We start from the raw sequence: 13932 nt of genomic DNA, 5'->3' as shown, positions 1-13932 counted from the left end.
AAATAAAAACGAAAACGCCAGGGTCAAAAATGAAATTTTAGCCCTAGTGAATTGGAAAAAAGCGAAAACACTAGGGTCAGAAGTGAAATTTTAGCCCTAGCGAATTGGAAAAAAGCGAAAACACCAGGGTCAGAAGTGAAATTTTAGCCCTAGCGAATTAAGAAAAATTAAAAACGCCAGGGTCAAAAGGAGAATAATTCTAGAAAATAGTAATTATTACTTTTTACAATTATGTATATCCTCTTTTGTATAAATGCTTTGAACATGTAGGTATTATTCATTACAATGAAATGTTAAAATATTGAATACTAATAAAATAGCTGTTACAGAATGACTAAAAGTAATTTTGCAACAGCTCTTTTTTCATATTTTATATAATAAAATCTATAAACTTCTTTAAGACGATCAATTGTATTATGCTAATTGCAATAAAAGAATATTAAATATATAATTAAGAAAAGTTTAAGTGAGGTAAATATGAAAAAAGACGTTATTGAAAATGAAAAAAGATTAAACGAACTAACCGATTTATTGAATGAATTAAATGAGGTTTTAGATAAATTAGAAGCAAAGACAGAAGATTTAAATAAATTAAAAGAATACTATATCAGCGAAGAATATATGAATGATGTGGATATTTCAAATGAAACGGATGAATATGATGATATCGCATGTGGAGTTCTTTCAGAAGATTTAGCATATGATTTGTTGGGAGATTCTCATCAAACTTCTATTAGAATGCTTGAGATTGCAACAAAGATGATTAAGGAATATTAGTAGTATTCTAAATATAGGAGAATAAGATGCAATCAACAAATGAAGTACTTATGGTGCAACCAATTCGTTTTAATTATAATAAACAAACTTCACTAGATAATTTATATCAAAATGAAAGTGAATTAAATGATGATGATATCCAGATTTTAGCTCTTAATGAGTTTGATAATTTTGTAAATATTCTATTGGAAAAAGGGGTAAAGGTTGATGTTGTAAAAGACACGATTGATCCTTATACACCGGATAGTATTTTCCCAAATAATTGGTTTTCTACGCATAATGGAGATTTAGTCATTTACCCGATGCTGACAGAAAATAGATGTGAAGAGATAAAAAAATTCAGGGATGAGTTGATAGAAATATATAAACCTTCAAATATTATTGATTTATCTTCAAAGTCAACGGAAGATATTGTTTTAGAAGGTACAGGAGCGATTGTTTTTGATAGAGAAAATAAAAAAGCATATTGTTCATTATCCAAAAGATCAGATAGAAATTTATTTGAAGAAGTGTGCGATAAATTAGGATATAAGGCATTTCCATTTGTTTCTCATCAAATGGGAAAAGAGATTTATCATACAAATGTTATGATGAGTATAACTTCAGATTTTGCATTTATCGCTGAAGATTTAATTGACGAAGAATATAGACAAACAATAATTTCTGAGCTTTCAAAAACTCATGAAGTGATAGCACTGAGTGGTGCACAAATACTTAATTTTTCCGGAAATGTCTTGGAACTTAAGGGAGAAGAAGGAAAATTTTTAACAATGTCAACATCTGCTTATGATGCATTTACAAAAGAACAGATTGAAAAAATAGAAACAAAACTACCTATTGTTACTGTTGAAATAGACACTATTGAACAATTGGGCGGAGGCTCTGCTAGATGCATGATGGCGGAAATATTTAGATAAAAGAGAGAATTTTATATGATAATTGAATATAAAAATGGTAAGGAATTTATCAATGATAATTTAGATACATTAAGTAATGCAAGATACCAAGCAAATTTATTTTTTACAAATGGAAACACTTTGATGAAAACAGATGAAAACAATTTTGCTCTGAAATGCATTCAAGATGATAAGTTTCTACTTGTCTTAAGATTAGTACCTCGTAATACTCTAATTTATGGCGATGAAGTATGTGTTAGAGAAATGATTAGATATATAAGTGATAAAGGATATAATATTAATAACTATTTAAGTGAATCTACGCTAGGTAATACTATAAAAGATGTATTAACTAACGGTTATGATTTTCAATATTATAAAGCTTTAGAAATGGATTTTATGGAAGCGAGAAAAATAACTGAATCTTCTAGTGACGAAGTTGAAAAAGCTAAAGACACAGATGTTGATGAAATTTTTGAATGTATGAAAAAATTTATAATCGATGTTGGTATTATTGATGAAGTTAAGAGAGAAAAAATAGAAGATAATATCAGCTTATATAGAATTATTAGAAAAGATAATAAGATTGTTAGTTTTGCTAAATTTAAGGAAACATCAGATGATACTATGAATATCTCTGATGTATATACAAGATCAGAGTATAGAGGTCAGAAATTAGCAAAAAAAGTAGTAAATGCCATAAAAAATGAAATAATAGAAAAAGGAAAGATTGCGACATTAAATGTAGATCAGAAAAATCCAATTTCAAATCATGTTTATCAGAGTTTGGGATTTAAAAAAGTATTTTCTCAAACAGAGTATAGAAAAGTGAATAAGTAAAATGTAAAATGAGGCAAAGCGTTATAACTACAAGGTTAATAAGCAATGCCTAATTTTTTTTTTAATACTAGACAAATATGGAATAGTGGTGTACTATATAAATAGTACAGAGATACTGAATAAAAAATGAGAAGGAGATGAAATGGAAAGCATAGTTAAGACAAATAACCTAACAAAGCGATATGGAAAAAAACTTGCTGCAGATAAAGTTAATTTGACAATAAATCGCGGAGATATTTATGGACTTATTGGTAGAAATGGAGCTGGTAAGACTACTGTATTAAAAATGATATCAGATTTGATTAAGCCAACTTCAGGAGAAGTTACAATAAATACAACAGATAATAATAGACCAAAAATAGGTTTATTGATTGAAAGTCCGGGATTGATTCAAGAACTTGACGGATTAACAAATATTAACTTAAAACTTACAGCTTTAGGGATAAATAACAAAAAATATGCCGAAGAATTAATGAATACCGTTGGACTTGGGGGAGAAAAGAAAAAGATTAAACAATATTCTCTTGGTATGAAACAAAGATTGGGACTTGCTATTGCTTTAATTAATGATCCTGAAATTTTGATTTTAGATGAACCTACAAATGGTATGGATCCACAAGGGATGAATGATTTTAGAAATTTAATAAAAAGATTATCTAAAGAAAGGGATATGACAATTATCATTTCAAGTCACATTCTAGATGAATTAGCTAAAACAGTAACTAGATTTGGGATTATTGATAATGGTTCTTTAATAACAGAAATTTCATCAGAAGAACTTGCAAAAGTAGATAAAGATAAAGTAAAGATTGTTGTGGAAAATGCCTCTGAAGTGGTTAATTTACTGATAAATAAACTTAAGATAACAAAAATTGAACAAACAGATGGCAAAACAATATATATTTCAGAAGATGTGGACACAAAAGAAATAAATAGATATCTAGCCGAAAACCAAATTTACCTTGAAGAGATATTTACAACACATCAATCATTAGAAAACTATTATCTAAATCTAACAGGAGGAATGGTAAATGCTTAATCTATTTAAATATGAATTAAAAAGAGCTTTTAATAGCAAGAGTACTTATATAATAATGCTAGTATTTATATTATTTACATTATTGCCTGTATTTGCAAATTATTACACAATACAAAGTGCAGAAGATGTCTCATATTTAAGAGCAATGCAGACAAATTCTATTGAAGATTTCCAAAGAGAAATTTCTAAAGATCCTGAAAAAGATATGACACCAAGTAAATTAGAAGCTTTAAGAAAAGAAACTATTAATAAGCAATTTAGTTTTGAGGAAAATATTAAACATTTAACTGGTGGTTCATTGATATTGATTATGTTGACCGTATTTGTTTCAATTACAGCCACAAAAGAATACACTTCAGGATACATAAAAAATTTATTAACAATAAAAGATTATAGAAAGATGATGCCTTTTGCTAAAATATTTATTGCGATAGTATATGCGATTTTGTTAATGATTGTGACTATAATAATATATTCATTGACTTCAAAAATACTTACAGGAAACTTAAATATTGATTGGTCAAAATTGCTTACATTCTCAGGAATAAATTTATTATCATTAACTACAATATCAGCTATGATAATACTTATAGCAAATCTTTCTGGAAATATTACAACTACATCAATTGTTTCAATCTTACTTGTTCAACAAATATTAATTCCATTCTTCAATATGTTTGATGGATTAAAATTATTACCATTTAAGTTAGTTGATATTTCATTAATAAATAAAGCTAGCAATTTTACAATGGAATTAGCTGACAATGAGATGATGAATTACATTAAAGAGTTTTTACCTTTAATAGCTGTATATTTTGTAGTTTATTTACTATTGAATTTAACTGTTCTAAACAAAAAAGATATAAATATAGGCTAAATAGTGGGGCTGTATATCAGCCCTATTGTTTTTTATTTAAATGTTAAAATTTTATCGTTAATCTGTTGACAATATACTTTTTAAGCGTTATTCTTTAAATATAATATTATAACGGAGGGAGAAATGAAAAAACATCGAAGTCTATTGGCTTTATTTTTAGCGTTTATACTTGTGTTTACAGCTTGTAATGCTAATAATAAAGAAACTGATAAAGAATCAATCAAAGAAACAGAAGAAAACACCACAAAAGAAACAAAAGATGATACTCAGAAAGAACAGTCAGGTAGTTTAAAAGCTGGTAAATATACAGCAAAAACACCTGGTATGAATGATGATATAGAAGTAGAAGTTGAAGTAACTGATAAGGAAATTAAATCAGTTAAAGTTTTAAAACACTCCGAAACACCAGGTATAGGTGGAGAATTGAAAGATAAAAGCGACAAAATTGTACGTACTGGCGTTATTGTACCAACAGTTGACATACCTGAAAAAATTGTTGAATCACAAAATATAGATGTTGACGATGTTACAGGTGCAACAATTTCTTCTAAGGCTATTAAAAGAGCCGTTTCCGATGCTATGGAGCAAGCTGGAGCAAATCTAGAGGATTGGAAAAAAGAAAATACATATAAAGATAAAATTGACGATATGGAAACTGATGTTGTGATCATTGGTGGAGGTGGATCTGGTTTAGCAGGTGCTATATCAGCCGCACAACAAGGTAAAAAAGTTATAATCATTGAAAAAAATGGTGCAGTTGGAGGAAATACATTAGTATGTGGTGCTATTTATAACACACCAAATCCAGAAACTCAAAGCATAGTTGAGATGACTGCTCCTGTTAAGGATACTTTAGAAAAAGCATTATCTCAAAAACCAGTAAATGACGAGCATAAAGCTTTAATGGATGAAGTTAAAAAACAATGGGAACAATATAAAGCTGAAGGTAGAAAAAATTTATTTGATACTAAAGAATGGTATGCATTACAAACTTGGAATGGTGGCGATAATGTTGCCCAATTAGACTTAGTTAAGACACTTACATATCAAGCATTTGATGGATTTAAGTGGATACAAGACTTAGGCATGGAATTTGATAAAGGCGTGAGCCAAGGGGCTGGTTCATTATGGCAAAGAACTCATACATCTGTAATGGATATGGGTACCGGCTTTATTTCCACATATGCAGATCAAGTAGAAAAAAATAAAGATAAAATTGAAATCATTTTGCAAACTACAGCAAAAGACATCGTAATGGATGGAGATAAGGTTGTTGGAGTAAAAGTTCAAAATAACCATTCCCAAAAAGAATACACTATTAAAGCAAAAAATGGTGTGATTATTGCGACAGGTGGTTTTGCAGCGAATGGTGAAATGATACAAAAATACAATACATCTGGAAAATGGGATGATTTATCAAAAGTTGCAACAACAAATAGAGAAACAAGTTCACAAGGTGATGGTATAGAGTTAGGATTAAAGGCTAAAGCTGGTTTAACAGATATGGAACAAATCCAATTGTTATATCTAGGAAATACAAAAGATGGACAACTTACTAAATATCCACCACGTGATGTAAATGGTACAGATCAAATTATTTTCATAAATAAAGAAGGTAAGAGATTCGTAAGAGAAGACGGACGAAGAGATGAAATTTCCAAAGGCGTAATGTCTCAAACTGATTCAATGTTCTTTATGTTAGAATCAGGTGATGGAAAAGGTTATGTTGATATTAAAGATCCAAATTGGAGATCAGCAGATGGTTTTACATTTGACTATCTAAAAGAAAAGGGATATATCTTAGTTGCGGACACAGTTGAAGATTTAGCAAAACAAATCGGATGTGATGCTAAAACATTACAAGAAACAATAGATAAGTTCAATGCAAGTGTTGACTCTGGTAAAGATGAATTTGGACGTATTTTATATTCAACAAAATTAGAAAAAGGCCCATGGGTGGCTACACCTAGACAAGCGTCATTGCACCATACAATGGGTGGATTGTCAATAGATCCAAATGGACGTGTGTTAAATGAATCAGGAGAAGTGATTAAGGGTCTTTATGCAGCTGGTGAAGTAACAGGCGGTATCCACGGAGCAAACAGATTAGGTGGAAACGCTGTTGTTGACACAGTTGTATTTGGTAAAGAAGCTGCTGACACATTAGTGAAAGACAGCAAATAAATTTGATGTTATTACATTGACACAATAGAATAACTGCGAAATTCCTTGAAGATATTTCTTCAAGGTTTTTTGCATTTAAAATAAATCTTTGAAATTTCAATGTTTTGATTGATACATCTTTCTATTCAGTTTATAATAATAGTAGGTATAGTAATTAGTTTTAATGAGAGGAAAGTCATGAGCTATATTAGTTTTAGAGATGTGCATAAAATATATAAAATGGGAGACAATGAAATACATGCCAATAATGGTGTAAGTTTTGATATCGACAAAGGCGAGTTTGTAGTCATTGTTGGACCTTCAGGTGCGGGAAAATCAACCACCTTAAATATTTTAGGTGGATTGGATACTTGTGATAAAGGTGAGATATATGTTGATGGCAATTTGATTTCATCATATAACGAAAAGCAATTAACAAATTATAGAAGATATGATATTGGTTTTGTTTTTCAATTCTATAATCTTATCCCAAATTTAACTGCACTTGAAAATGCTGAAATGGCAACGCAAATCGTAGAGGATGCTTTTGATCCAAAAGAAACATTAGAAATGGTAGGATTAGGAGATAGATTAAATAATTTCCCTTCTCAATTATCAGGTGGGGAACAACAAAGAGTTTCAATTGCGAGAGCATTGGCAAAAAATCCTAAAATTCTATTATGTGATGAGCCAACTGGTGCACTTGACTATAAAACGGGTAAACAAATATTAAAACTACTACATGACACTTGTAAAAAAACTAAAACAACTGTTATTGTAATTACGCACAATGCTGCTATTTCACCAATGGCAGATAAAGTTATTGAGATAAGAGATGCTAAAGTGTTAAATATTGAAAAAAATTCAAACCCTATTCCTATTGAAGATATAGAATGGTAGTCAACGTTACAGATTTTTGAAATAATGGCTGGTAATAATGAAGAACTTTTTTAAATCCGCTTTATGGAAGGATAGCATTAAGACAATTAAAAATTCATTATCACGATTTTTAGCAATTATTGCTATGACTGGGCTTAGTGCGGCCATTTTTATTGGATTACAATCTGGCGTGCCTAATTTAAAAAAGGTAATCTTAGATAAAGCAAAAGATCATAAAATGCATGATATCAAGGTTTCTTCATATACTGGAATACGCGATAAAGATAAAGAGATTATAAAAAACATTCCGGGATATAGTAATGCGGAATATGTTGAAAAGAATATTTTTAATGTCAAAGAAGAAGAATATTCTGTTATGCTATTTTCAAAAACACAAAATATCGATATAAATGTTGTTAAAAAAGGACGAATGCCAAAGAAAGATAATGAAATAGCACTTGATTATCAACATTTTGAAAAATATGGCGATAAAATTGGAAGTAAAATTTCATTTGAAAATGAAGAGGAAAATGGCAGAAAGCTATTAAATGTTGAAGAATTCACAATAGTGGGATATGTAGATTCTATAGAATATATCAACAATACAAGAACGGGCGGTACTGAAGGTAACTATTTTGGTACAGTTCTTAATGAAGCTATGAATAAGAAATATCCAGATTTGGCGTTGATTAATATAGACTATAAAAATAATTATGACTATTCTTCTGATGAGTTTAAGCTTAAAGAAACTAAGAAAGTAGATGAGATTACTAAATTCTTTGATAAAAGACCAGAAGAAGTAAAGCAAGAAATAAAAAAAGAAGCAGACGATGAAATAGCGGATGCGAGAAAAGAGTTAGATAAAGGAAAAAAGGAAATTTCTGACGGTCAAAAAGAATTAGACGATGCGAAAAAAGAGATAGAAGATGCCAAGAAAGAAATAGTAAAAGGTCAAAAAGAATTAGATGATTCTAAAGTTGAATTAGAAAATGGTTTGGCAGAAATCACAAAAAACAAAGAAACGATTGATACTACATTAAAAAATTTAGATACAGAAGAAAATAATTTAAATAACAAAAAAGCAGAATTAAGTAATAAAAAAGCAAGTCTTGAGCAAAACTTACAAAGTGTAAATGATGGGATAGACACCATAAAATCAAAAATCCCATTAGGTATGACACGCGAATTTGCTGAAAAATTAGGAAATCAAGAGCTTATTGCAGCTTTTGATAAATTAGATGAATTAGAAGCGAAGAAAAAAGAGATAGAACAAGGATTACAACAGATAAATCAAGGTTTAGAAGAGATAAGCCAAGGATTTACAAAAATTAGCCAAACAAGAGAAGATTTAGATAATAAATTGAAACTGTTAGCTTCAGAAGAGAAAAAAATTTATGAATCTAAACCACAATTAGATCAGGCTAAAAAAGAGTTAGATAAAGCAAAACAAGACATTCAGGCGAAACAAAATGAATTAAATGCTTCTAAAAAAATATTGCAAGAGACAGAAGCTAGTGGTAAAGCTGAGTTAGATAAGGCAAAATCTAAGCTTGATGCTGCAGAAGCCAACTATAACAAGGGGTTAAAGGAATATCAAGATGGATTGGATAAATATCAAAGTGGTCTTGAGGAATTTAATTCTTCTAAAGAAAAATATAATAAATCTTTAGCTGACTATAAAAAAGGTCAAGAAGAATACCAAAAAGGCCTAAAAGAACTAGAAGATGCGAGAGCTAAATATCAAGACGGATTAAAAGAATACGAAGATGGAAAGAAAGAGTTTGAAACTAAGTCAAAAGATGCAAATAAGAAGATAAAAGATGCGGAAAAAGATATTAAGGATACAGAAACAAGATTGGCATCACTCGATGTGCCAGCTTATGGTATTCAAGGTAAATATGGACATGTTGGTTTTTACACATTTGTCGATCAAGCTACAAGTTTAAACTATATGTCATATATATTCTCAACTCTTTTCTACCTAGTTGCCATACTAGTCACATTGACAACTATACTCAGAATGGTAGAAAATGAGAGATCACAAATTGGTACATTAAAGGCTCTAGGATATAGTAAAAACAATATTCTACTGAAATATCTATCATACGGACTTACTGCGGCTTTAATTGGTTCAATATTAGGTATTTTTGTCGGTAGATACGTCTTAATGCCTCCAATTGTAAGAGCATATACTTCATTTACAAATCTTGAAATTTCATCTTTTGTATTTGAAATAGATAAAGGTATAATCATTGTCATAGCGACATTATCCCTTATTGGTTTAACTGTGTATTTTACAGTCCACAAGAGTTTAAGAGAAAATGCTGCTAGTCTTATGAGGCCAAAACCACCAAAGAAAGCAAAGAGAACGATATTTGAGCGTATTCCATTCATATGGAACAAATTATCATTCTTAAATAAAGTTTCTCTAAGAAATATTTTTAGAAATAAAATAAGAATGCTAATCACAATTATCGGTGTCGCAGGAAGCTTTGGTCTGATGGCGATGGGCTTTGGTATACAAACTTCTATAAAAAATGTCGCTCCAAAACAATTTGGAGAAATTTATAATTATGATGCTCAGGTTATTTACAATGACCAAGCCGATGATTTTGATGATTTCAACAAATACATTAAGAAAAAAACAAATAAATATACAAACCTAATTTATGAACAAGCATCAGTAAAAACTCCTGAAGGTTTTAATGAACAATTGACTGTGATGGCTTCAGATAAAGACATTTCAGAATTTATTACATTAAGAAATAGAAAGAGTAAAAAGGACCGCAAACTTGAAGATGGAAAAGTTATTATCAGTGAAAAACTATCCAAAAACCAAGAGTTAAAAGTGGGGGATGACCTTGTATTTAAGGATAAAGACGGTATAGAACACAAGATTGAAATTTCAGCAATTACAGAACAATACTTCAATCACGTAGCCTATATGTCAGATAAAACATACAAAAATATAGTTGACGAAAAAGCCGAACCTAATGCTTATTTACTAAAACTAAAAGAAACGGATGATAAATCAGTAAATGAAATGAGAAAGGAACTTTCGGATTATGATGCTTCAAGTGCATTCATTCCAATCATTGATTTACGAGACACTTTAAATGATTTAAGTGATTCATTAAATGTCGTTATCGTTTTAGTAATTGGTGTATCAGCTATGTTAGCATTAGTCGTGTTATACAATTTAACCGATATAAATATTTCAGAAAGAATTAGAGAAATATCTACTATCAAGGTTTTAGGATTTAGGCCAAATGAAGTAGTTTCCTATATCTTTAAGGAAAATATACTTCTTACGGTTATTGGAATATTCTTTGGATACTTTGTAGCAAAAATTATGCATGGCATAATTGTCTACTATCTATCTCCAGGAGCATTCCAGTTCGATCCGCAAATGATGGTCCTAAACTTTGTCTACGCAACACTTCTAACTATACTATTTACACTTATAGTTATGATATTGTCCAAGCGAAATATGGATAAGATAGACATGGTTGAATCCTTGAAATCAGTAGAATAGAGGTTATAGCCATTGCAAATTAAAAAAGGATTGAAAAGTATATCTTAATACTTCTCAATCCTATTTTTATTTTTCTACCATACTTCCCTTCAATATTGCTAAAGTTAATACTAAGCTAAAAAATAGATCAGTATATATCTTATCTGCCTTAAATACTAGTTTAAGTAATAAAAATACTATTAAACAAAAGATAGCAATAGGAAGATAAAATTTTTCATATTGCTTCATAAAATCCATTTCATATTTTTGTTCACCAATGTATCTTTGAGCAAAAATGAATACAAGGATAAATATAGCATTTAGAACAAATACATCGTAAAAATTTGCTAAATACAAGCAAATAAAAGATAGAATAAATGTTATAAGTGAATAATATCTTTTTAACAAAATTAATACCTCACATTTTCAATAAATTTATTTAGGAAAATACAATGTTATTAGTATTTTCTAATATAAATATTTTAAGATTTTACATCAATCTTGTCAATTATTTATCATTAATAGAAAATAAATAATGCTATAGACAGTATCCCATCTATAGCATTACTCTTAATTATTATTTCTTTTATGAATTTAATTTTTCTCCTGGTATGATTGATGAAACAAGTCCATACACGATACCACCGATTAAAGCACCTATAATAGTTACTTTGTAACCACCAATAATTTGACCGGATAGATATAAAATTAATGCCATTACTAAAAATCCGGAAGCTCCTCTTCCTGCTTTTGAAAGTCCTAGGAAGGTTGCTAATAAATGTTCTATTACGGCAATTGCAATTGCGATTAATGCAAGGTTTCCTAATCCACCTTTGTTTGACATTCCTGGTACTAGAAAGTTAGTTAATCCAACTACTATCATTGATACCAATAGTCTTGCAATTAAGCCTCCAATATTAATCTTATTATTTGTATTATTCATTTTATCTCCTTTTTTGTGTTCAATAACTATTAAATTTTAATCTAGATCATTGTTATTGATATATTCATTTATAACCATTTTTTGTAAGTTTAATCATTATGGGTATATGTATTGTAAATATGAAACATTGTTTTAGAAAATGTAAAAGGAGAATTTAAGGGAGGACATATGAAAGTTATATTTCACATTGATGAGATGAGTAAATGGGATTTGACATTGAAAAATGTAAAAAATTTCTTAAATGAAAAAACTGGTGCAACAATTGAGATTTTAGCAAATGCTGAAGCGGTAAAGGGTTATCTTGATGAAGAAAATATTAAAAAGATTGAAGAGTTAAATGCAAATTTTGTTGCTTGTGGCAATGCGCTTAAGGGAAATGATATTAAAAAAGAAGATTTAATTGAAAAAATAAAAGTTGTACCTGCGGGTGTTGTTGAATTAGCTGAAAAACAATCAGAAGGTTATGCATATATTAGACCATAAATTGGAGGAGACATGGCTATCACAGTAAATATATATTATAGAGGCGAAGGCGATAATGCGATTAATTTTGCTAAGGAGATGATTAGCTCTGGAGTGGTTAAGGATATAAAAGCACAAAAGGGAAATATCAGATACGATTATTTTGTACCTATAGATAAATCTGATACTGTGCTTCTAGTGGATAGTTGGGAAAATCAAAAAGCTATTGATAAACACCATAATTCTCCTATGATGGTAAAAATTTTAGAGCTAAGAGAAAAATATGACTTAAGAATGCATGTTGAGAGATATATCACAGATGACGAAATACCTGAAAAAGATAGGGAGTACATCAGAGAATAATGTATAAATAAATGTTAAAAATTAGCCGAAGTTTGACAGGGTAAAATTGATAAATTAAATATTAAGAAAAATAAGCGCCTGAGTGATAAGATACTTAGGCGATTTTATTTGAATTTAAATAAATTAAAAGGAGCTACTTAGCACAGCTCCTTTTACATTTATAAGAGAATAATGAAAAATTTCTATATTTTTCATAGAAAAGTATACTATAAATTGAAAAATATTTCATCATTTTGCAACTTTTAGGAGGAAGTTTCATTTTTAACGTTATTTAATTGTTATTTATGAATGTATATTCACAGGTTATTTCCACTTTCTTCTAACCATCACATAATCAGCTCTAAAATTTTTTAATTATTGAAATATAATCCATATGTAAAATAATTATCAAATTTTACAATACTTTTCATAGATTTAACACATATTTTACATAAAACGCTTTACTTTTCTGAATGTTAAATCCATGCAAAAAGTGTGTAAAATACTTGACCTTGATGGTCTCCTATGTGATAAATTAATATTGCAGATATATGTTTCTGTAAATATTTTGTGGAGGGGAATGATGAAAAATTTATCAAAAAGAATTTTATCACTATTACTTGCTTTTTCGATAGTTTTTCCGGTTTTTGGTAATCTTGCTAATGTTTCAGCAAATAATTTAGACGTTGAAACAACAGCGATTTCTGAAAATAAAGAAACAACTACTGAGCAAGTAGAAAAAGATAGTACTAAAGCAGAAGAAAAGACAAATGATCCAAATCAAAACATTAAACAAGTAAACGCACACGTAGGTGCAGATGCAGCTACAGAAAAGAATTTATCTTGGGTGACAGTTGAAAATACAGATGTAAAAGTTACTGTAAAAGATGAAAATGGAAAAGAAGTATTTACAGAAACAGTAAAAGGTACTTCAAATGAAAAAGTATACACATATACTTCTGAAGTTAAAGGATTAAAAGCATCAAGCAAATATACTTATACACTTGAAAACTTATCAAATATAGTTGAAGGTGAATTTAGAACAGCAGCACCAAAAGGTACTGAAGGAAAAGTAAGATTTGCGATGTTAGCAGATCCGCAAATCGCAGATGCAACAAGAGCAGAAGCAACAGGTGCGATATTTAAGCAATTAAGTGATTACTCAAAAGAATCACCATTTGACTTCTTGTACATCGCAGG

The 13932-nt window shown here is 29.4% G+C and carries 13 protein-coding genes; 11 read left to right on the top strand and 2 right to left on the bottom strand.

Translation table 11 applies throughout. The annotated features are described in order from the left end of the window. Nucleotides 1–477: 477 nt before the first annotated feature. The 8 genes from HMPREF9709_RS08365 to HMPREF9709_RS08330 all read left to right on the top strand — a co-directional run bounded on the left by HMPREF9709_RS08365 (nucleotide 478) and on the right by HMPREF9709_RS08330 (nucleotide 11006). On the top strand, nucleotides 478–777 hold the full coding sequence (locus HMPREF9709_RS08365) for a DUF4298 domain-containing protein (RefSeq protein WP_005399178.1): 300 nt from the start codon (nucleotides 478–480) through the stop codon (nucleotides 775–777). A 26-nt stretch (nucleotides 778–803) separates the two neighbouring features. Next, complete coding sequence (gene ctlX / locus HMPREF9709_RS08360; RefSeq protein ID WP_005399177.1) at nucleotides 804–1694, top strand: citrulline utilization hydrolase CtlX; 891 nt, start codon at nucleotides 804–806, stop codon at nucleotides 1692–1694. Between the two features lie 15 nt (nucleotides 1695–1709). After that, complete coding sequence (locus tag HMPREF9709_RS08355; protein ID WP_005399176.1) at nucleotides 1710–2513, top strand: GNAT family N-acetyltransferase; 804 nt, start codon at nucleotides 1710–1712, stop codon at nucleotides 2511–2513. A 142-nt stretch (nucleotides 2514–2655) separates the two neighbouring features. After that, nucleotides 2656–3552: an ABC transporter ATP-binding protein gene (locus HMPREF9709_RS08350; RefSeq protein WP_005399175.1), complete on the top strand. Its 897-nt coding sequence runs from the start codon at nucleotides 2656–2658 to the stop codon at nucleotides 3550–3552. Continuing rightward, nucleotides 3545–4429 (top strand): ABC transporter permease, encoded by an 885-nt coding sequence (locus tag HMPREF9709_RS08345; protein WP_005399174.1) that lies wholly within the window; start codon nucleotides 3545–3547, stop codon nucleotides 4427–4429. The genes HMPREF9709_RS08350 and HMPREF9709_RS08345 overlap by 8 nt, the downstream gene beginning before the upstream one ends. 123 nt (nucleotides 4430–4552) lie before the next feature. Further along, the gene (locus HMPREF9709_RS08340) at nucleotides 4553–6613 is read left to right on the top strand and encodes an FAD-dependent oxidoreductase (RefSeq protein ID WP_005399173.1); all 2061 of its coding nucleotides are present in this window, start codon (nucleotides 4553–4555) and stop codon (nucleotides 6611–6613) included. 177 nt (nucleotides 6614–6790) lie between these two features. Further along, nucleotides 6791–7492 (top strand): ABC transporter ATP-binding protein, encoded by a 702-nt coding sequence (locus HMPREF9709_RS08335; protein ID WP_005399172.1) that lies wholly within the window; start codon nucleotides 6791–6793, stop codon nucleotides 7490–7492. Between the two features lie 37 nt (nucleotides 7493–7529). Continuing rightward, nucleotides 7530–11006 (top strand): FtsX-like permease family protein, encoded by a 3477-nt coding sequence (locus HMPREF9709_RS08330; protein WP_005399171.1) that lies wholly within the window; start codon nucleotides 7530–7532, stop codon nucleotides 11004–11006. 66 nt (nucleotides 11007–11072) lie between these two features. Here the strand turns inward: HMPREF9709_RS08330 and HMPREF9709_RS08325 are convergent, their stop codons facing one another. Continuing rightward, nucleotides 11073–11393 carry a hypothetical protein gene (locus HMPREF9709_RS08325; protein ID WP_005399170.1) on the bottom strand — a complete coding sequence of 107 codons (321 nt, stop codon included), beginning with the start codon at nucleotides 11391–11393 and terminating at the stop codon, nucleotides 11073–11075. Nucleotides 11394–11571: 178 nt separating this feature from the next. Beyond that, nucleotides 11572–11928 carry a phage holin family protein gene (locus HMPREF9709_RS08320; RefSeq protein WP_005399169.1) on the bottom strand — a complete coding sequence of 119 codons (357 nt, stop codon included), beginning with the start codon at nucleotides 11926–11928 and terminating at the stop codon, nucleotides 11572–11574. Nucleotides 11929–12096: 168 nt separating this feature from the next. Between HMPREF9709_RS08320 and HMPREF9709_RS09995 the strand changes: the two genes are divergently transcribed. The 3 genes from HMPREF9709_RS09995 to HMPREF9709_RS10095 all read left to right on the top strand — a co-directional run. Then, nucleotides 12097–12411, top strand: coding sequence for a DsrE family protein (locus HMPREF9709_RS09995; RefSeq protein ID WP_005399168.1), 315 nt, complete (start codon nucleotides 12097–12099; stop codon nucleotides 12409–12411). Between the two features lie 12 nt (nucleotides 12412–12423). Continuing rightward, the gene (locus HMPREF9709_RS09990; protein ID WP_005399167.1) at nucleotides 12424–12753 is read left to right on the top strand and encodes an antibiotic biosynthesis monooxygenase family protein; all 330 of its coding nucleotides are present in this window, start codon (nucleotides 12424–12426) and stop codon (nucleotides 12751–12753) included. A 562-nt stretch (nucleotides 12754–13315) separates the two neighbouring features. Further along, nucleotides 13316–13932: fibronectin type III domain-containing protein (locus HMPREF9709_RS10095; RefSeq protein ID WP_005399166.1), on the top strand; the 617-nt coding region annotated here is incomplete at its 3' end.

It is taken from the genome of Helcococcus kunzii ATCC 51366 (assembly GCF_000245755.1).
GTDB lineage: Bacteria > Bacillota > Clostridia > Tissierellales > Peptoniphilaceae > Helcococcus > Helcococcus kunzii.
This window is presented reverse-complemented; position numbering and strand designations above follow the sequence as displayed.

Excerpts from the sequence above, each read along its gene's own strand:
- HMPREF9709_RS08365 (WP_005399178.1), top strand. The coding sequence starts at position 478 with ATGAAAAAAGACGTTATTGAAAATGAAAAAAGATTAAACGAACTAACC.
- ctlX (WP_005399177.1), top strand. The coding sequence starts at position 804 with ATGCAATCAACAAATGAAGTACTTATGGTGCAACCAATTCGTTTTAAT.
- HMPREF9709_RS08355 (WP_005399176.1), top strand. The coding sequence starts at position 1,710 with ATGATAATTGAATATAAAAATGGTAAGGAATTTATCAATGATAATTTA.
- HMPREF9709_RS08350 (WP_005399175.1), top strand. The coding sequence starts at position 2,656 with ATGGAAAGCATAGTTAAGACAAATAACCTAACAAAGCGATATGGAAAA.
- HMPREF9709_RS08345 (WP_005399174.1), top strand. The coding sequence starts at position 3,545 with ATGCTTAATCTATTTAAATATGAATTAAAAAGAGCTTTTAATAGCAAG.
- HMPREF9709_RS08340 (WP_005399173.1), top strand. The coding sequence starts at position 4,553 with ATGAAAAAACATCGAAGTCTATTGGCTTTATTTTTAGCGTTTATACTT.
- HMPREF9709_RS08335 (WP_005399172.1), top strand. The coding sequence starts at position 6,791 with ATGAGCTATATTAGTTTTAGAGATGTGCATAAAATATATAAAATGGGA.
- HMPREF9709_RS08330 (WP_005399171.1), top strand. The coding sequence starts at position 7,530 with ATGAAGAACTTTTTTAAATCCGCTTTATGGAAGGATAGCATTAAGACA.
- HMPREF9709_RS08320 (WP_005399169.1), bottom strand. The coding sequence starts at position 11,928 with ATGAATAATACAAATAATAAGATTAATATTGGAGGCTTAATTGCAAGA.
- HMPREF9709_RS09995 (WP_005399168.1), top strand. The coding sequence starts at position 12,097 with ATGAAAGTTATATTTCACATTGATGAGATGAGTAAATGGGATTTGACA.
- HMPREF9709_RS09990 (WP_005399167.1), top strand. The coding sequence starts at position 12,424 with ATGGCTATCACAGTAAATATATATTATAGAGGCGAAGGCGATAATGCG.